Raw genomic sequence first — 15,908 nt, forward strand, 5'->3', positions numbered from 1 at the left:
ACTCGTGCTCACCACACAGTCCTCGCAGATCGAGAAGATTCACGCCTACGAGATCGGGTTGTACGACGACTACGGTGTGCCCGACATCATGAGTGACGCACTGGGATTCGGCCGGCCCCTCGATTACCAGCCGTGGATCGGCTTTCCCGGCGCGATAGCGGGCGAATGGCAGGGACAAACTCGAATGGTCGCCAACGCACTCGGCGTCGAGGTGCAGGAGGTGCGCGAAACGTTCGACCGCGCGGTGACCGAGCGGACGCTGGAGGTCGCTGGCTCCCGACGTCGCACCCGACTGGCCGACGCTGCCGAACGCGCTTGGCTACCGCGTGGTGATCACCGGCACTCCCGACATCGACTGCTCGTTCGATGTCACGCTGCGAGACAGGGGCAGGGCGGGCATCCAAAGCATGACGTCGGGTGCGGGAGCGATGGTCGCGACGGCGATGCGTGTCGTCAACGCGGTACCGTATGTCGTTGCGGCACAACCGGGTCTGGTCAGCTCCGTCGACCTACCGCTGACGATTCCGCACGGCGCGATCAACCCTGCGTGAGGAACTTACGCGTCGCCGACATGCGTGCTGCGGTGAATGACCGCGCGAGCGCGTTGGTCGAGCGAAATCGAATCCGTCAAAGGCGGATGCGACCACATATCCAATGCGGGACAGCTGAAGTCGCCGCGTAACCAGAACGGTCGTCGTTGATGATTCGTCTCAGCCAGTCTTGACAGGCAGCTTCGCCCAGCCTCGCACGCTGGACGTCCTGGCCCTGCGCGCGTTGCCGTAGTCGATGTCCCAATCGGTCCATCGTTTGAGAACCTCTTCGAAGGCCACCCGCCCCTCTAGTCGGGCCAGTGCCGAGCCCAGGCAGAAGTGCAGCCCCTGGCCGAAGCTCAGGTGACCGCCCGTGCGGTGAATGTCGTAGCGGTCGGGGTCGGCAAATTTCGCCTCGTCGCGATTGGCCGACCCGTTGAGCAGCAGCATGTAAGACCCTTCGGTCACGGTGTGCCCGTGCAACTGGACGTCGGCGGCGACGTAGCGCGCCTGCACCGGCGACGGCGGTTCGTAGCGCAGGGTCTCCTCGACAGCCGACGGGATCAGCGACGGATCCTCGACGAGTTCGCGCCGTTGGTCGGGATGTTCTCCGAGGAGTTGCCCCATGAACCCGATCAGCCGAGCGGTGGTCTCGTTACCGGCGCCGGCGATCATCGCGGTGTAGGCGAGGACCTCCGTGCGTTCGAGCCGACGACGTGTCCCGTCTGGTTCGTCTATCTCTGCGTTCAGCAGTTCGGTCATCAGATCGTCGGAGGGATGTGTTGCCCTCCACTCGATGTACTCGGCGAATATGGCTATCGATTCCTGAATGATCGTCTGACTGAGATCACCCTGCTCGGCCGCGACCGTGATGCTCTTGTCGTTGCGATCGCGGATCTGCTGCTGGCCCTCCTCCGGGATGCCCAGGAGGTAGCCGATGGTCCGCATCGGCATGAACGCGCCGAGATCGGCGACGAAATCGAAACCGTCGGCCCCGCGCAGGGGATCCAGTGCGCTCACACAGAATTCACGCACCAGGTCTTCCACCGCCAGCATGCGGCGTGGCGTGAAGACCCGAGAAAGCAGACGCCGGTGCAGATCGTGCAGCGGGGGGTCTTCGAACAGCAGGATCCCCGGCGGCACTTCGATCCCGCTGAACAGAATGTCTGCGGTGGTTCCGCGGCCCGACCGGTAGGTACGCCAGTCCGGCAGTGCGGCAGCCACGTCGTCGTAGCGACTCAGCGCATAGAAGCTGTACTTGTCGTTGAAGTACAGAGGTGCCTCCGCGCGCATCCGCTTCCACACCGAATACGGATCGTCGTCGATCGCGTGATCGAACGGGTCGTAGTACAGCTCGACAGTCGGGCTACCGGGCACAGGACCTCCCTTGTGACGTTATCTGGGTTGGTTTTGAACGCCCGGGAACAACTGCTCCCCCGTTCCCGAATTCACGTAACCCAGTTGCTTGGTGACGAGATGTGGCGCGAAAACCGCTCCGTAGAGCGCGTTCCCGATGATGATCACAGCGACGATGGACACGATTGCCGATTGGGCCCGGGTCGTCGAAACCCTGTCCGACCACATCTCGATGACATTGCGACCTTGGGAGTCCGTGCGGCCGAGAAGGTATGTGAAGACCATCATCTGGATGCCCATCGCGATGGCGTCGTAAATCGGGTACTGGTGCAGGGTCCCCTCGAACAGACCGAGTCCCGGGATCACAAACGCGTAGTAGAAGACGCCGAGTCGGGCGCCGAGACCTGCATTGAAGAGCAACGCCCAGCAGAAGCCGACGACCAGACCCACGGTCAGGAATGTGATCGGCTGACGCCACCCGAACCGTGTCACCAGCCGTCGCCCGATCGCGGCGCCAATGGTGGCGGGCAGACAGAAGTAGCCGATGTATCCAAAAGGCACAGACGACGGCAGCCCACCCCACGTCATGTTCAGCGGCCACCAGGACGGCATCCGTGGAAGCGCCGGCGGGAACTGCGCGTACATCGCCCAGTCGTAGGGCGCCTCGATCCACGAGAAGGAGATCGCCGAGATGCACAGGAGCAGCAGCGGGTGCAGTCGCCGGTTGCGAATGCTCAGGTAGACCCCGGCGGACAGGAACACAACGCCGCTGGCCCAGCCGAAGATCACGGATGCCGTCAGCAGAGGCGTCAGTTCGGTACTCATCGATCGCGCTCTTCGCCTGCGCCGCTGCGCGCTTCGGGGTCGAAATAGATGACCGTGCCGAAGATGACGGCGATCAGCCCGAGCAGCGTGCCGAGCATGATGAGTTGGCCCACATTCGGCCCCTTTCGACAGTCCAGCCTCGACTTAATAGTGGACACTATTAAGGCAGCGGGGTCAAGACCACTATCGTGAGCGCTGTGAAGACGTCGGCCCGGGCCGCCCGCCGCCCTCCCGGCGAGCCGCGCAGGCTGCTGCTCGATGCCGCCCGTGAGCTGTTCGCCCGCAAGGACTATCGCAGCACGACGACGCGCGAGATCGCCGAAAGCGCAGGCGTCACGGAGTACCTGCTCTTCCGGCATTTCGGGTCCAAGGCCGGACTGTTCCGCGAGGCGTTGGTACTTCCGTTCACGAGTATCGTCGACGAATTCGCCCTGCAGTGGCAGACGCTGGTCCCCGAGGACACCGACGAGGAGGAACTGGCCCGCCATTTCGTCGAACGGATTTACGACGTGGTCGTCGAACACCGGGGTCTGCTGCTGACGCTGGTCGCATCCGAAGCGTTCAGTGAGGAAGAAGTCGCCGACGCAGGCATCGCCGACATCAGGCGGGCGTTAAGGGTTTTGGGTCAGATCAGTGTCGAAGGTATGCAGTTGCGGGGCATGCACTCGAACCAGTCGGAGCTGCCCGCGCATTCGACGATGGCGATGATCGTCGGCATGGTGGCACTGCGTTCGTCGTTCTTCGGAGCCAAACCACCCTCACGAGACGCGATCGTCGACGAACTCGTCCAAGCGACGCTGCACGGCTTCCTACATCGCGGCGACTAATGGGCTCAGGGCTTGGCGAAGCCCGCCGCGTCCAAGACCTTCTGTCCCGCCTCGCCGGTGACGAGATCGACGAACTTGCCCGCCAGATCCAGGTCCCCTGCCTGCTTCAGCACGGCGATCGGGTACGTGTTGACGGCCTCGGCGGACTCGGGGAACGGCACCGACGTCACCTTGTCGCCTGCGCCGAGGGCATCGGTGACGTACACCAGCCCGGCATCCGCCTCGCCGCTGGTCACCTTGTTCAGCACATCGGTCACCTGAGACTCTTCGCTTACCGGGTCGAGTTGCACACCGGTCGCCTTTTCGACCTTCTCCACGGCCGACCCGCACGGCACCTGTGGCGCACACACCACCACCGACAGGCCCGGCTGGGACAGGTCGTTGAATGAGGACACCTTCTTCGGATTGCCTTGTGCGGTAACGATTGTCAGGGTGTTGGATGCGAAGTCCACCGGGTTGGCCGCCAGCAGGTCGGCCTGTGCCGCCTTGCCCATGTTCATGGTGTCGGCGGAGGCGAAAACGTCGCCGGGGGCGCCCTGCATCAACTGGGTCACCAAGTCGGAGGAGCCCGCGAAATTGAACTCGACGTCGCTGCCCGGGTTATCGGTCCTGAACTGCTCTCCGATTTCGGTGAACGACTTCTTCAACGAGGCAGCCGCAAACACGACGAGCTTTCCGCCCCCGGTATCGCCGGTCGAGGGCGGCGCAGACGACTCATTCGGCGCACTGCAACCGGCGACCGCGAGGCTGAGTGCAGCCGTCACTGCTGCAACGCGCACGACGAGGGTCACGCCCGCCCTCCAGGGGTTTCCACGATCACCGTCGTGGCCTTGACGACCGCCACGGCAACGCTTCCCGGCTCCAGCTTCAACTCGCGTGCCGCGTCGGCGCTCATCAGCGACACGACGGTGAACGGGCCGCACTTCATCTCGACCTGTGCCATGACGCCATCGACGACCACCCGCGTGACCAGGCCGGTGAAGCGATTGCGCGCCGAGCTCGCGATGCCCAGAGGCTCCTTCGGTGCGGCCCCGGAATTCGCGACGGCGAACTCGGCGAGCGCCCCGCCCGGGATCACTTTGCGACCGGCCGCGTCTTGGTCGGCGGGCAGCGTGCCATCGTCGATCCAGCGCCGAACGGTGTCGTCGCTGACACCCAACAGGTCAGCGGCGTCGCGAATCCGAATCATGGACACAGACCCATGCTATCCGCATACTCGGTTACACATCGACCATTTATCCGCATATGCGGCGATGTAGGCGCATATGGCTGAGGACCGCCCACTGCCGGACTTTTCACAGAGCCGCGCTAAACCGGTGACAAAAGCCGGTTCAGTGTGTGATCTACAGAGGATGCCCGATCAACCCGCCGCTCGAGGCGACGCACGGCCTGCCCGTGTCGTCGTCATCGGTGGCGGCTTCAGCGGCACGATGACCGCGGTGAACCTGGCCCGACTCGCCGACGACCCGCTCGAGATCACCATCGTCAACGAACGGACGCCCCCTGCACGGGGCGTCGCCTACCGGCGCCGGCGCCCGGAATACCTGCTGAATGTCGCCGCCCGCAATATGTCCGCATTCCCCGACGACCCCGGCCATTTCCTACGCTGGGTCAGTGACCGTCCCGAGTTCGAAGCGGTGCCGCAGATCGATCTTCGCGAACGGTTCGTTCCCAGACAGACCTACGGCGACTACCTGAGTTCCATTGCGCAGAAGTACCTGGCAAGACCGAGTGACGGAACCCCCGTCGCGTCGCGGTTCGTCATCGGCGAAGCGATTGACATCGAGCCTCAGGAATTCGGTTGCCGTGTCCGGCTGACCGACGGAACGACGCTCGAGGCGGATCGGGTCGTGTTGGCCACGGGGAACGAGACACCCGCGTCACTGGCTGGCGCCGAAAGCCTTGCACACCATCCGGGGTGGATTGGCGATCCGTGGCAAGCCTGGGAAGAACGGTTGCCACCGAGGGACTTCAGCGTGGTGGTTCTGGGCACCGGCCTGACGGCGGTCGACGCAATCGTCACGCTTCGCGCCATCGGGTGGATGGGCAGCATCGACGCGGTGTCGCGGCACGGCTGGCTTCCGCAGGCGCACTTCAAGGGGATCGAATACCCCGAATTTCCGCCCGCCGGAATCGATCTCACGGCCGTCGGTCTCGACGCCCTGGTCGCACTCGTGAAGTACCATTGCGCAGCGCTTCACGAGCGCAACGCGCACCCCGCCATCATCGTCGACAAGCTGCGTCCCTACACGCAACGCATCTGGGCGAGTTTCAGCACCGAAGAGCGCCTGGCCTTCGCCAAGGATCACGCGGCCAGATGGAATGTGTTCCGGCACCGCATTTCTCCCGATCTCCACGCCCAGCTCACTCACCTGCAGCTCACCGGACAGCTCCAGGTGCGCGCCGCAGGCATCGAGAAGCTGGTCGAGTCGTCCGACCAGATAAGCGTTCACCTGGACGACGGCACAACGCTTGTGGGCGATGTGGTGCTCAACGCCACCGGTCCCTCCAGCAGGCTTACCGCCAGCAGCTCGGCGCTGCTGCAGAACTTGTTGCGCCGCGGCCTCATCCACCCGGATGCGACCGACATGGGGATCAGCATCGCGGACGATCACACGGTGTTGACCGCCGACGGCGACCGGTCGGCCTGGTTACTCGCGATGGGCCCGTTGATCCGCGGCACCTACTGGGAGACCGTCGCGGTCCCGGAACTGCGCGGGCAGGCCAAACGCGTCGCGGAGACAGCGCTCGACCGCGTGCACAGTGATGAAGAGGAAGGCCCAGAGCTGCTCGAGTACATGCTCTGACCACTACCGAAATTCGCGAAAGGCGTTCAGCAGCCGGTCGCGAAAGCCCGGATCGATGGTCGCCGTGTCGATCTTTCCCACGGTGTCGACCGTGCCGCGGAACTGTTGCAGATAGTTCTCGCAGCCTTCGCATTCCATCAGGTGCTCGTCGAACCGCGCGCGTGTCCTACTGTCCAGAGAGCCGTCGAGATACGCGGTGACGAGTTCGACGAGCTGATTGCAGTCCATATCGCTCTTCACTTCGACTCCCTCAGATAATCCTCGAGCACCTGCCGCACTGCCGCGCGGCCACGATGCAGAAGCACCCGCTGATTGGCGACGCTGATGTCCAACACGTCGCGCACCTCCGCGGAATCGAGGTCCAGCATGTCGCGCATCGTCACGACCAACCGCTGTTTCTCGGGAAGTTTCTCGAGTTCGCGCTGCGCGACGGCGACCAGTTCATCTCCGAGTACCGAACCCTCGGGCGTATCGGGAAACGGCGCGGGGACCTCGTCCTGTCGCCAGTGCCCCGGATATCGATCGTTCGCGGGCCGAAAACGGGCGGGGTCGACGGTGCCGCCGGTGAACGCCAGGATTTCGACGTCCGTATCGCGGCGGTCGCGCGTCCCGCGGGTCTTGGCGATATTGATCAGCACGGTGAAAAGCCATGTGCGCAGCGAAGATCGGCCTTCGAACTTGCCGATTCCCTTCAGCAGCGCGATCCACGCCTCCTGCACCACTTCCTCGGCGGTTTCGTGGCTTCGCACGTATCCGCGGGCGACGCGCAACATCGATGGGGTGTGGCGGTCCACCAGCTCGGCGAAGGCCGCCTCGTCGCCGTCCTTCAGCGCGGCGACGAGAGCGGGTTCCTCACCGGTGGCCATGGTCTTCTCGACGACAGCGTATCCGGTCAACTCGCCGCCTTGACCGCCCGAAGCGCGTCCGCCAATGACCACACCGACAGACCAAGCAGTGCAACGTCTTTGACCAGGAACATGCCCGACAAAGACAGCATGGGGAAGCCGCCCTGCGACGCTTCGAAAACGTCGGGGGTGGTGAACAGGAAGCTGAGCGTTGCGATGAAAAGGCCGATCGCGATGACGCTGCCGACGGCTGAGAGCCGGGGCGCCCACGGCTTGACGGCCAACAGCACCGCTGCGGCCACTTCGAGGACGCCGAGCAGTGCGGAGAACGTTGTCACCGAGAAGATGTCGTACATCCAGCTCATCAGCGGGCTGTTGGAGACCAGCGGCTCGATGCCACGGGCCTCGAATTCGGTGAATTTCATCAACCCGATCCACCCGATGACGATTACCAACCCGTAGCGGGCGAGGTTGGCGCCCAGACTGTCGAGCACGGTTGCGGGCCTGGCGATGCTGGCGTCGTGCGCCACGGTGTCGGTCATGATCGGCTCCCTTCACCACGTGAACATTCGTGTATCTGCTCAGTGCGCGCAGAGCAGCGAAGCGTTACACATGCGACGTGTAAGTGTAGACTTACTGGTCGTGGACACCGACGCAGGCATCGATGCGTGGGCTGCTCTTGCCGACGGCACCCGGCGGGCGATCTTCAAACGCCTCGCCGGCGGACCGATGGCGGTCGGTGAGCTGGCACACGGTTTGCCCGTCAGCAGGCCGGCTGTGTCTCAGCACCTCAGGGTGCTTAAATGCGCCGGGCTCGTCTCAGACCGCGCCGTTGGCAGGCGGCGGGTCTATCGCGTGAACAGGGAAGGCATCGAGGCACTGCGGTCCGAGCTGGACATGTTCTGGAGCCAGGCGTTGGACGCATACAAGTTGATTGCGGATGAAGGAGGGCACGGATCGTGACGTCGTCGACAGTGGAGCCGATTCGGAAGAGCGTCGTCGTCAACGCGGGGATCGAGCGGGCGTTCGCGTTGTTCGTCGAGAAATTCGACGCGATCAAACCTCGTGAACACAATCTCTTGGCGGTCGCCATCGCCGAGACGGTCTTCGAACCGCGCGTTGGAGGCCACATCTACGACGTCGGGGTTGACGGCAGTCGATGCGATTGGGCACGAGTGCTCGTTTTCGATCCGCCCGCGCGCCTGGTTTTCTCGTGGGACATCGGGCCGACCTGGCAACTGGAATCCGACTCGACCCGCACCAGCGAGGTCGAAGTACGGTTCATCGCGGAGTCGGCCGATCGCACCCGCGTCGAATTGGAGCACCGACACCTCGATCGTCATGGCTCAGGCTGGCAAGCCGTGGCCGATGGCGTCGGCGGCGATGCCGGATGGCCGCTGTACCTGCACCGCTATGTCGACATTGTGACGGCAGGGGTGTCGCAGTGACCGATGACGAAAAGTCGCTCATGGACCTGGCTTTCGAAGAACGGACCGACCTGGCCGCATACCTGAAGACGTTGGGGACAAAAGACTGGAAGGCAGCCAGCCTCTGCGATCGATGGACGGTCAAAGACGTCGTCGCCCATGTCGTCAGCTACGAAGAACTGAATGTCGTCGGGCTGGTGAAGCGATTCGCGAAGGGTTGGATTGTGCGGGCGAACGAGGTGGGCGTCAAAGAATTCGGTGTGCTCTCGCCCGACGAATTGACGAAGCACCTTGAACGACATCTTCGCCCACGTGGATTGACGGCAGGCTTCGGCGGAATGATCGGGCTCGTCGACGGCACCGTTCACCATCAGGACATCCGACGCGCTCTTGGTCATCCGCGCACCGTGCCCGCTGATCGCCTGGAGCGGATTCTGCCGTCGGTGCCCGGCAACCCCCGCCTTGGCGCGGGGCGTCGAATCAGAGGACTGCACCTGCGCGCGACCGACGTCGGGTGGGAGCACGGCAGCGGACCCGAAGTCACCGGCAGCGGAGAAGCGCTGTTGATGGCGATGACGGGCCGCGGAGTGGCGATCGACGAACTCGCAGGGCCGGGAAAGCCGACCCTGGCCGCGCGCATGTGAGCGCGTCCGATGCCGGCAACAACCGGCTGGCTTGCGCAACAGACAAAAATGGCAGATCAGTTGCCTGATCTGCCATTTGGGGGTGGAGCTAAGGGGATTCGAACCCCTGACCTCCTCGATGCGAACGAGGCGCGCTACCAACTGCGCCATAGCCCCTGGTCGGTAGCACAGGCTACCAGTCAATCCGCCGGGCGCAGAAACCGGCCGACGTGACGCCGAACTACTGGCCGACCGCCCTGGGCAGGTGGTACTCGCGGGCCGCCGGCGCATACTCCAAGTGCTCGAAGATCGGGTCCTCGTCGTCGATCTCCAACACCACAGAGCCGGGCCTGCGCAGCCGCGACGGGAGCAGGTCGAGGTCGCGATCCTCGGTGTTCTCGACACCGAGACGCGAACGCGCAGCGCGCTGCGCACGGCGTCGCCGCACCCGCTCTTCGATGCGGGTCTGACGACGCAGGTAGCCCAGGTACAGCAGCGTCACCGCGGCGGTTCCTCCGCAGACATACCAGGCCCAGGGCGCAGTCGAGGCCGCCGCGAAGTAAGCGGCCGCGGCCGACCCGAGCATCATCAGCGTCATCAACGCCAGCATCCGCTTGCGGAACTTGTACTTTCGGGCGCTGATCACCGCGGCCTTCGCCGGGTCGTAGCGGCGGCGCCGCGCAGCCACCGTCGAGTCCGCGACCCGCAGATCGCTCTCCTCGGGAGCCTCGATGCCCGACGAGTCATCGACATACTCGTACTCGTCGTCGATGCCGTCGGTCTCGTCGTCTCCGTATTCGTCGGTCGCGATCTCGTATATCGCGGTGTCGACGTTCTCCTCCTGGGCTTGCGGTTCTTCGAAGTTGAGCGTCAGCTCGTTGGCGTCGGCGACCTCTTCGTCCTCCGTGTCCGATTCGCCGACCGCAATCGCGCCCGTCGGCTCGTCGGCGGCACCGACATCGAGGTACTCGGGTTCGGTGTCTTCTGTGACCGGCGCCGCCAGCACCACCGTCTTCTGCGGCTCCTCTTCCTCTTCTTCCTCGTGCTCGTACTCGTCGTCTTCGTATTCGTCCTCGTCGAAGTTCTCGTCGAGTTCGTCTTCGGACGCTCGCCAGTCCGGATCACTTCGATGCCCGGACGCCGGCCCCGCACGCTTGAGCAGTCGGCCGCTGCTCGTCCCGTTGAGGACCCGCGTCGCCAACGCCACATCGCTCGTGCGTCGCACGGCATCGCGCTTGCTGATCAACATCGGAACCAGCACGAAGAGCCAGAGCACTACGAGAGAGATCCAGAGGAGTGATTGGGGGATGCTTGGCATGAAGCCGGCTCCTTTCCCCATCAGGCTAGGTCCGTGACCAGCGCATCCGTCGATGGCGCGCCGAGACAATTACACACCTGTAATTCCCTACTGACAAGCACCATCAGTCACTTATGTCACATTTGCCACAGCACTCTTATGCGTCGGCTGTGCGGCGTCGTACGCGAAACGCCGATCCTGTGGACATATCGGCACAGTCGGGCGGTGGCTGTCGGTCGCCATGGCGAGGCTCCGGCCATGGAAGACGAAAACGGCTTGGCCGCTCCCCCGGGTGGGAAGCCGTCGAGGCCGGGCTGCTGTCGGTTCGCGAGCTTCGGCGCTTCTACGCTCCCGTCTCTCCCGGCGTGCACATCCCACGTGACGTCGAGCTTTCGGCTGCTCAGCGTGCACGAGCAGCCTGGTTGTGGTCTCGCGCAGCGGTGTACTCACCGGCTTGTCGGCCGCTGTGAGAGCGGGCACGAAGTGGATAGAGCCGGGCCTGCCCGCCGAGTTGATCCACACCAACCGTCGAGCCCCGCCGATGCTGACCGGGCATACCGACGGCGTCCAGAACGGCGAGACCCGATACGTCGACGGCGTGCTCGTGACGTCCGCAGCCGCACCGCATTCGATGTCGGCAGGCGCCTCGAACTCGTCGCGGGTGTCCAGCGTGTCGACGCGCTGATGAACGCCTTCGACGTGAAGGTCAGCGATATCGAGTCGGTCGCAGCGGCGCACCCTGGCGTCCGCGGCCTGACGCCAGCCGCGCAAAGAAACAGTCAAACCCAGCTGGCGTGGCCTTCGCGGACCAGCAGCGAGCTCACCGACCCGTGGATCTCCTCGACCGTGATGCCCACCAACAAGTGGTCCCGCCACGCGCCGTCGACCTCGAGGTAGCGCTTCAGCAAGCCCTCTTCGCGGAACCCCGCCTTGGCGAGGACTGCGCGGCTGGCAGCGTTCTCCGGCCGCACCGTCGCCTCGAGTCGATGCAGTCGCACCGGCCCGAACGCGTGGTCCATACCGAGTGCCAGCGCCGCGGTGGCCACCCCGCCGCCGGTGTGCGTGCTGGCCACCCAGTAGCCGATCCAGGCCGACTTGAGCGCGCCGTGGGTGACGTTTCCGATAGTCAGCTGGCCGCCGAACTCCCCGTCGACCTCGATCACATATGGCAGCATGCGACCTTTGCGGGCCTCTGAACGCAGCCCGGAACACACCGACGGCCACTGCGAAACACCATGCCGCACATCCCAATTCACCTCGGTGCTGGGCTCCCACGGCTCGAGGTGCGCGCGGTCGGCCAGCCTGATTCGGCTCCATTGGGCGCCGTCGCGCAGCCGCACCGGCCGCAGCTCGACCACACCGGCAGGCACCCGGAGCGGCCCCGCGGGCATCGGCCAGCCCGGGTGGGCGGAAGAATTGCGCCACAGGTTCATGACGGGTCCCGGGTTCGTCGCTCAGCCGCGCTGGGCCAGGAACGCGACGTCGACGATCTCGCCTGTGCGGATCTCGTCGGCCTCGCTGGGGATCATCACCAGACAGTTCGCCTCGGCCAACGTCGCGAGCAGATGCGACGACGCGCCCGGCGCGCCGCCGAGCGCCTGCACGAGGTACTCGCCGGTGTCCTGGTCGCGCATCAGCTGGCCGCGCAGATACCCTTTGCGGCCGGCAACCGACGTGATCGGAGACAGCGCGCGGGCCTGCACGACCCGACGCATCGGTTGCCGCTTGCCGAGCGACAGCCGGATCAGCGGCCGCACCATCACCTCGAACACCACCAACGCGCTGACCGGGTTGGCGGGCAGCAGAAACACCGGCACGCCCTCGGGCCCGAGTTGGCCGAATCCCTGCACCGACCCGGGATGCATCGCGATCCGGGTCACCTCCATGTCGCCGATCTCGGCGAGCACCGCGCGAACGCTCTCAGCGGCCGCCCCGCCGACGGCTCCGGCGATCACCAACACCTCGGCCCGATTCACCTGACCCTCAACGACGTCGCGCAGCTCCTTCGCGTCCGTGTCGACGATGCCGACGCGGTTGACCTCGGCACCCGCATCCCGGCCGGCCGCGGCAAGCGCATACGAGTTGACGTCGTAGACCTGGCCGTTGCCGGGGGTGCGCGATATGTCGACCAGCTCGCCGCCAACACACATGACCGACAGCCGCGGCCGCGGATGAACCAGCACGCGTTCACGACCGACGGCGGCCAGCAGACCGACCTGCGCAGGCCCGATGATCGTGCCTGCCCGCACCGCCACATCGCCGGGCTGGACATCGTCACCGGTGCGACGGACGTAGGCGCCGGAACGCACCGGGCGCAGCACCCGCACCCGCGACTGCCCTCCGTCGGTCCATCGCAGCGGCAGCACCGCGTCGGCCAGCGTCGGCATCGGCGCGCCGGTCTGGACACGGGCGGCCTGTCTTGGCTGCAACCGGCTGGGGGTCCGTGCGCCCGCCTCGATGGTTCCCATCACGGGCAGGCTGACCTGCTGATCGCCCGTGCCGTCCGTCGCGTCGTCTCCGTCGTCGCCGTCGGTTATCGGCGTCACGCCGAGCACGTCGACGCTGCGCACCGCGTAGCCGTCGATGGCGGCCTGGTCGAAGCCGGGCAGCGGGCGTTCGGTGACCACTTCCTCGGCGCACATCAGGCCCTGTGCTTCCGCGATCGCGACCCGCACCGGACGGGGGGCTACCGCAGCAGCCGTGACCCGGGCCTGTTGCTCCTCAACCGAACGCACAAGACGCCTTTCGTTGTTACGGGGCCGTCGTATGCGTCAGCAGTCGATCAGCCCGAGCCGTTCCACCAACCACCGCCGCAGTTCAGGGCCGTAGTCGTCGCGCTTCAACGCAAAGTCAACCGCAGCCTTGAGGTACCCGCCGGGATTTCCCAGGTCGTGTCTGTCGCCGCGGTGCACGACGACGTGCACCGGGTGGCCCTCGTCGATCAGCAGCGCGATGGCGTCGGTCAGCTGGATCTCGCCGCCCGCTCCCCGGGGCACCCTGCGCAGCGCGTCGAAGATCTTCCGGTCCAGCACATACCGGCCCGCGGCGGCATACAGCGACGGCGCGTCCTCGGCCTTGGGCTTCTCGAGCATGCCCTTGACCCGTAAGACATTGGGATTGTTGGTGTCTGGGACGGTCTCGACATCGAAGACGCCGTAGGCGCTGATCTCTTCCTTCGGCACCTCGATGGCGCACAGCACCGAACCGCCGCGCTTGGCGCGCACCTTCGACATCGTCTCCAGCACGCCGGTGGGCAGCACCAGGTCGTCGGGCAGCAGCACGGCGATCGCGTCCTCATCGGGTGCCAGGCTGGCTTCGACGCAGCCGACCGCATGTCCGAGGCCGAGCGGTTCGGCCTGCACCACCGACTCCACCTTGATCAGCGCGGGTGCGCGGCGGACCTTCTCCAGCATCGACTTCTTGCCGCGGGCTTCCAGCGTGCCCTCGAGCACGAGGTCTTCGACGAAGTGGGCGACGACGCTGTCCTTGCCCTCGGAGGTGACGATGATCAGCCGCTGGGCACCGGCCTCGGCCGCTTCGGCCGCCACCAGTTCGATGCCGGGCGTATCCACGACGGGCAGCAGCTCCTTGGGCACCGTCTTGGTCGCGGGCAGAAACCGGGTGCCCAATCCGGCGGCCGGGACGACTGCCGTGTACGGAATGGAGACCAGAGAACGCGTCATTGTTCACACAGTATCGCCAACGAGTTATGCGCCGCCTGTGACGGCGCCGTGTCATCGTGGACCCGTGGGGTCGCCGAGCAAGGCCGAGATGCGGACGGCGATCCTGGCGGCTCGTCGCGCGGTGGCCCCCGATGTTCACGGCGCGGAGGCCGACGCGCTGTGTGACCACCTTCCCGGCGTGGTCGAGAGCGCGCGGACCGTCTGCGCGTACGTGCCGATCAGATTCGAGCCGGGATCAATCGCGTTCCTGGACACCCTTTTACAGCTGGGTGCCCAGGTGTTGCTTCCGGTCGCCCGCAATGACGCCGACGGTGTGCCGCAGCCGATGCAGTGGGGGCCCTACATACCGGGCGGGCTGGTAGCGGCCCGGATGGGGCTGCAGGAGCCGCGGGAGCCCTGGCTTCCCGCGGCGGCAGTGGCCGACGCGGCGGTCGTGTTCGTGCCTGCGCTGGCCGTCGACCGGGCCGGGGTACGGCTGGGCCGTGGCGCGGGGTTCTACGACCGGACCCTGCGGTCGGCCGGTCCGTCGGCGCGGCTGGTAGCGGTGGTCCGCGACGACGAACTCGTCGACGAGATTTCCGCCGAGCCGCACGACATCCCGATGACCCACGCGCTCACGCCGGGGCGGGGGCTCGTCGAGCTGGGCTGACTGAGTCAGCAGCGCGCCAGCACGTCCTGCATCGCCCGCTTCTCGTTGCGGGACAGCCACAACCCGTATGCGGCCTTCACGTCGATCTGCTTTGCGACGAACTCGCAGCGGAAGCCCTCGTTGGGCGGCAGCCACCCGGTGGCATCGCGAAAAGCCTTGTCGAAGTTGGCATGTCCGCTGACGGCCAACAGGTTGCGCGGGTCGTTGGCGAAGTCGCGGCGACGCTGATCGTCCCATTCGCGCGCACCCTTGTACCAAGCGTCCGACAGCGACACAAGGTGGTCGATCTGCACTGCCTCAGATGTCGCGGGCCCTCGGGTGAACGCAATGGTCTGCCCGGTGTAGGGGTCGTGCAGCACGCCGGTCTGCGCGTAGCAGGTGCCCCGGCGCACGATCAGGTCGCCGAGGTCGCGTCGAAGGATGTCGTCGCGGGTGTTGCAGCCGTTGTGCCCGAATTCCACGTCGACGTCGTCGCTCCACGCTTGGCCGAACCGGTAGCGGGAGAAGTCGGTGTTGCGGTCCCAACCTTTGACCGGCAGCCGCGCCAGCCTCGCCCGTGCCGTGTCGTAAGTGGGGTTGACCGCGCTGGCCTGTGGCTGTGACGCGGACGATGGGGACGCGCCGGGTGGCGGCTCTGGTCGGTTCTGGAAGTGCAGCCAGACAGCGACGCCGATCCCGAGCACCAACAGGCCCACCAGCACGGGAATCACAGCGGGTGGCCGAGCGGGAATGGTCGAGCCCACATAGCGGTTCTAGCACTTAAGCCGGTAGAGTGCTAAATAGTTTTGACCATCACGGAGGGTTTTTTCGTGCCTACCTATTCATATGCGTGCACCGAGTGCGACAACAAGTTCGACGTGGTGCAGGCCTTCAGCGACGACGCGCTGACCGAGTGCCCCAAGTGCGACGGGCGCCTGCGCAAGCTGTTCGGCAAGGTGGGCGTGGTCTTCAAGGGCAGCGGCTTCTACCGCAACGACAGCCGCGAGGCCGCCAAGAGCGCCGCAAACGGTTCCGCGAAGAGCACCGAGTCCGCGGCCTC

General features: G+C 65.5%; 20 protein-coding genes, 1 tRNA gene and 1 pseudogene. 9 read left to right on the forward strand and 13 right to left on the reverse strand.

Going from position 1 to position 15,908, the window contains the following annotated elements:
- Positions 1 to 551 (forward strand): annotated as a pseudogene (locus tag QOJ24_RS01415) (dihydrodipicolinate reductase); the annotation flags it as partial.
- Positions 552 to 710: 159 nt separating this feature from the next.
- Here QOJ24_RS01415 and QOJ24_RS01420 read toward each other — a convergent pair.
- Complete coding sequence (locus QOJ24_RS01420) at positions 711 to 1,907, reverse strand: cytochrome P450 (protein WP_526258378.1); 1,197 nt, start codon at positions 1,905 to 1,907, stop codon at positions 711 to 713.
- Between the two features lie 18 nt (positions 1,908 to 1,925).
- On the reverse strand, positions 1,926 to 2,711 hold the full coding sequence (locus QOJ24_RS01425) for a spirocyclase AveC family protein (RefSeq protein WP_526258380.1): 786 nt from the start codon (positions 2,709 to 2,711) through the stop codon (positions 1,926 to 1,928).
- Between the two features lie 188 nt (positions 2,712 to 2,899).
- Here QOJ24_RS01425 and QOJ24_RS01430 point away from each other — a divergent pair, with 188 nt between their 5' ends.
- Positions 2,900 to 3,538 (forward strand): TetR/AcrR family transcriptional regulator, encoded by a 639-nt coding sequence (locus QOJ24_RS01430; RefSeq protein ID WP_526258382.1) that lies wholly within the window; start codon positions 2,900 to 2,902, stop codon positions 3,536 to 3,538.
- 5 nt (positions 3,539 to 3,543) lie between these two features.
- Here the strand turns inward: QOJ24_RS01430 and modA are convergent, their stop codons facing one another.
- Positions 3,544 to 4,329: a molybdate ABC transporter substrate-binding protein gene (gene modA, locus QOJ24_RS01435; protein ID WP_526258384.1), complete on the reverse strand. Its 786-nt coding sequence runs from the start codon at positions 4,327 to 4,329 to the stop codon at positions 3,544 to 3,546.
- Entirely contained in the window at positions 4,326 to 4,733 is a 408-nt protein-coding gene (locus QOJ24_RS01440; RefSeq protein WP_526258386.1) for a TOBE domain-containing protein, read from the reverse strand. Before QOJ24_RS01440 ends, modA begins: the two co-directional genes overlap by 4 nt.
- Positions 4,734 to 4,890: 157 nt before the next feature.
- On the opposite strand from QOJ24_RS01440, the gene QOJ24_RS01445 reads away from it, so the two are divergent.
- Entirely contained in the window at positions 4,891 to 6,345 is a 1,455-nt protein-coding gene (locus QOJ24_RS01445; protein WP_526258388.1) for an FAD/NAD(P)-binding protein, read from the forward strand.
- 3 nt (positions 6,346 to 6,348) lie between these two features.
- Here QOJ24_RS01445 and QOJ24_RS01450 read toward each other — a convergent pair whose 3' ends face one another.
- Genes QOJ24_RS01450 through QOJ24_RS01460 form a run of 3 tightly spaced genes read right to left on the reverse strand, consistent with a single transcriptional unit; the run spans position 6,349 to position 7,735 of the window.
- The gene (locus QOJ24_RS01450; RefSeq protein ID WP_526258409.1) at positions 6,349 to 6,573 is read right to left on the reverse strand and encodes an anti-sigma factor family protein; all 225 of its coding nucleotides are present in this window, start codon (positions 6,571 to 6,573) and stop codon (positions 6,349 to 6,351) included.
- 8 nt (positions 6,574 to 6,581) lie between these two features.
- On the reverse strand, positions 6,582 to 7,211 hold the full coding sequence (locus QOJ24_RS01455; RefSeq protein WP_526258411.1) for an RNA polymerase sigma factor: 630 nt from the start codon (positions 7,209 to 7,211) through the stop codon (positions 6,582 to 6,584).
- Positions 7,212 to 7,237: 26 nt separating this feature from the next.
- Positions 7,238 to 7,735: a YkgB family protein gene (locus QOJ24_RS01460; RefSeq protein ID WP_526258413.1), complete on the reverse strand. Its 498-nt coding sequence runs from the start codon at positions 7,733 to 7,735 to the stop codon at positions 7,238 to 7,240.
- A gap of 67 nt (positions 7,736 to 7,802) precedes the next feature.
- Between QOJ24_RS01460 and QOJ24_RS01465 the strand changes: the two genes are divergently transcribed.
- From QOJ24_RS01465 to QOJ24_RS01475, 3 genes are read left to right on the forward strand one after another with little or no spacing between them, the layout of a single operon-like run.
- Positions 7,803 to 8,153 (forward strand): ArsR/SmtB family transcription factor, encoded by a 351-nt coding sequence (locus QOJ24_RS01465; protein WP_526258389.1) that lies wholly within the window; start codon positions 7,803 to 7,805, stop codon positions 8,151 to 8,153.
- Complete coding sequence (locus tag QOJ24_RS01470; protein WP_526258391.1) at positions 8,150 to 8,638, forward strand: SRPBCC family protein; 489 nt, start codon at positions 8,150 to 8,152, stop codon at positions 8,636 to 8,638. Before QOJ24_RS01465 ends, QOJ24_RS01470 begins: the two co-directional genes overlap by 4 nt.
- Before the next feature lie 20 nt (positions 8,639 to 8,658).
- Positions 8,659 to 9,261: a maleylpyruvate isomerase family mycothiol-dependent enzyme gene (locus QOJ24_RS01475; protein ID WP_526258414.1), complete on the forward strand. Its 603-nt coding sequence runs from the start codon at positions 8,659 to 8,661 to the stop codon at positions 9,259 to 9,261.
- 83 nt (positions 9,262 to 9,344) lie between these two features.
- Here the strand turns inward: QOJ24_RS01475 and QOJ24_RS01480 are convergent.
- Together QOJ24_RS01480 and sepX are read right to left on the reverse strand one after the other, a co-directional pair.
- Positions 9,345 to 9,417: transfer RNA gene (locus QOJ24_RS01480), tRNA-Ala, on the reverse strand.
- 64 nt (positions 9,418 to 9,481) lie between these two features.
- Positions 9,482 to 10,558 carry a divisome protein SepX/GlpR gene (gene sepX, locus QOJ24_RS01485; RefSeq protein WP_526258393.1) on the reverse strand — a complete coding sequence of 359 codons (1,077 nt, stop codon included), beginning with the start codon at positions 10,556 to 10,558 and terminating at the stop codon, positions 9,482 to 9,484.
- Between the two features lie 403 nt (positions 10,559 to 10,961).
- On the opposite strand from sepX, the gene QOJ24_RS01490 reads away from it, so the two are divergent.
- A complete protein-coding gene (locus tag QOJ24_RS01490) occupies positions 10,962 to 11,222 on the forward strand; it encodes a hypothetical protein (RefSeq protein ID WP_526258395.1) in 261 nt (86 codons plus the stop codon).
- A 94-nt stretch (positions 11,223 to 11,316) separates the two neighbouring features.
- On the opposite strand, the gene QOJ24_RS01495 is transcribed toward QOJ24_RS01490, so the two are convergent.
- From QOJ24_RS01495 to QOJ24_RS01505, 3 genes are read right to left on the reverse strand one after another with little or no spacing between them, the layout of a single operon-like run.
- Positions 11,317 to 11,970: a GNAT family N-acetyltransferase gene (locus QOJ24_RS01495; protein WP_526258397.1), complete on the reverse strand. Its 654-nt coding sequence runs from the start codon at positions 11,968 to 11,970 to the stop codon at positions 11,317 to 11,319.
- Positions 11,971 to 11,991: 21 nt separating this feature from the next.
- A complete protein-coding gene (gene glp, locus QOJ24_RS01500) occupies positions 11,992 to 13,272 on the reverse strand; it encodes a molybdotransferase-like divisome protein Glp (RefSeq protein ID WP_526258399.1) in 1,281 nt (426 codons plus the stop codon).
- 36 nt (positions 13,273 to 13,308) lie between these two features.
- Positions 13,309 to 14,220: a UTP--glucose-1-phosphate uridylyltransferase gene (locus QOJ24_RS01505; RefSeq protein WP_526258401.1), complete on the reverse strand. Its 912-nt coding sequence runs from the start codon at positions 14,218 to 14,220 to the stop codon at positions 13,309 to 13,311.
- 64 nt (positions 14,221 to 14,284) lie between these two features.
- Between QOJ24_RS01505 and QOJ24_RS01510 the strand changes: the two genes are divergently transcribed.
- On the forward strand, positions 14,285 to 14,869 hold the full coding sequence (locus tag QOJ24_RS01510; RefSeq protein ID WP_526258403.1) for a 5-formyltetrahydrofolate cyclo-ligase: 585 nt from the start codon (positions 14,285 to 14,287) through the stop codon (positions 14,867 to 14,869).
- A gap of 5 nt (positions 14,870 to 14,874) precedes the next feature.
- On the opposite strand, the gene QOJ24_RS01515 is transcribed toward QOJ24_RS01510, so the two are convergent.
- Complete coding sequence (locus tag QOJ24_RS01515; RefSeq protein ID WP_526258405.1) at positions 14,875 to 15,612, reverse strand: GmrSD restriction endonuclease domain-containing protein; 738 nt, start codon at positions 15,610 to 15,612, stop codon at positions 14,875 to 14,877.
- 66 nt (positions 15,613 to 15,678) lie between these two features.
- Between QOJ24_RS01515 and QOJ24_RS01520 the strand changes: the two genes are divergently transcribed.
- On the forward strand, positions 15,679 to 15,908 hold a 230-nt coding region (locus QOJ24_RS01520; protein WP_526258407.1), incomplete at its 3' end, for an FmdB family zinc ribbon protein.

It is taken from the genome of Mycobacterium sp., assembly GCF_032159775.1.
Classification (GTDB): domain Bacteria; phylum Actinomycetota; class Actinomycetes; order Mycobacteriales; family Mycobacteriaceae; genus Mycobacterium.

Coding starts and splice junctions, on each gene's coding strand:
- QOJ24_RS01450 (WP_526258409.1), bottom strand. CDS start 6,573: ATGGACTGCAATCAGCTCGTCGAACTCGTCACCGCGTATCTCGACGGC.
- QOJ24_RS01505 (WP_526258401.1), bottom strand. CDS start 14,220: ATGACGCGTTCTCTGGTCTCCATTCCGTACACGGCAGTCGTCCCGGCC.
- QOJ24_RS01495 (WP_526258397.1), bottom strand. CDS start 11,970: ATGAACCTGTGGCGCAATTCTTCCGCCCACCCGGGCTGGCCGATGCCC.
- QOJ24_RS01465 (WP_526258389.1), top strand. CDS start 7,803: ATGCGACGTGTAAGTGTAGACTTACTGGTCGTGGACACCGACGCAGGC.
- QOJ24_RS01445 (WP_526258388.1), top strand. CDS start 4,891: ATGCCCGATCAACCCGCCGCTCGAGGCGACGCACGGCCTGCCCGTGTC.
- QOJ24_RS01475 (WP_526258414.1), top strand. CDS start 8,659: ATGGACCTGGCTTTCGAAGAACGGACCGACCTGGCCGCATACCTGAAG.
- QOJ24_RS01425 (WP_526258380.1), bottom strand. CDS start 2,711: ATGAGTACCGAACTGACGCCTCTGCTGACGGCATCCGTGATCTTCGGC.
- sepX (WP_526258393.1), bottom strand. CDS start 10,558: ATGCCAAGCATCCCCCAATCACTCCTCTGGATCTCTCTCGTAGTGCTC.
- QOJ24_RS01455 (WP_526258411.1), bottom strand. CDS start 7,211: ATGGCCACCGGTGAGGAACCCGCTCTCGTCGCCGCGCTGAAGGACGGC.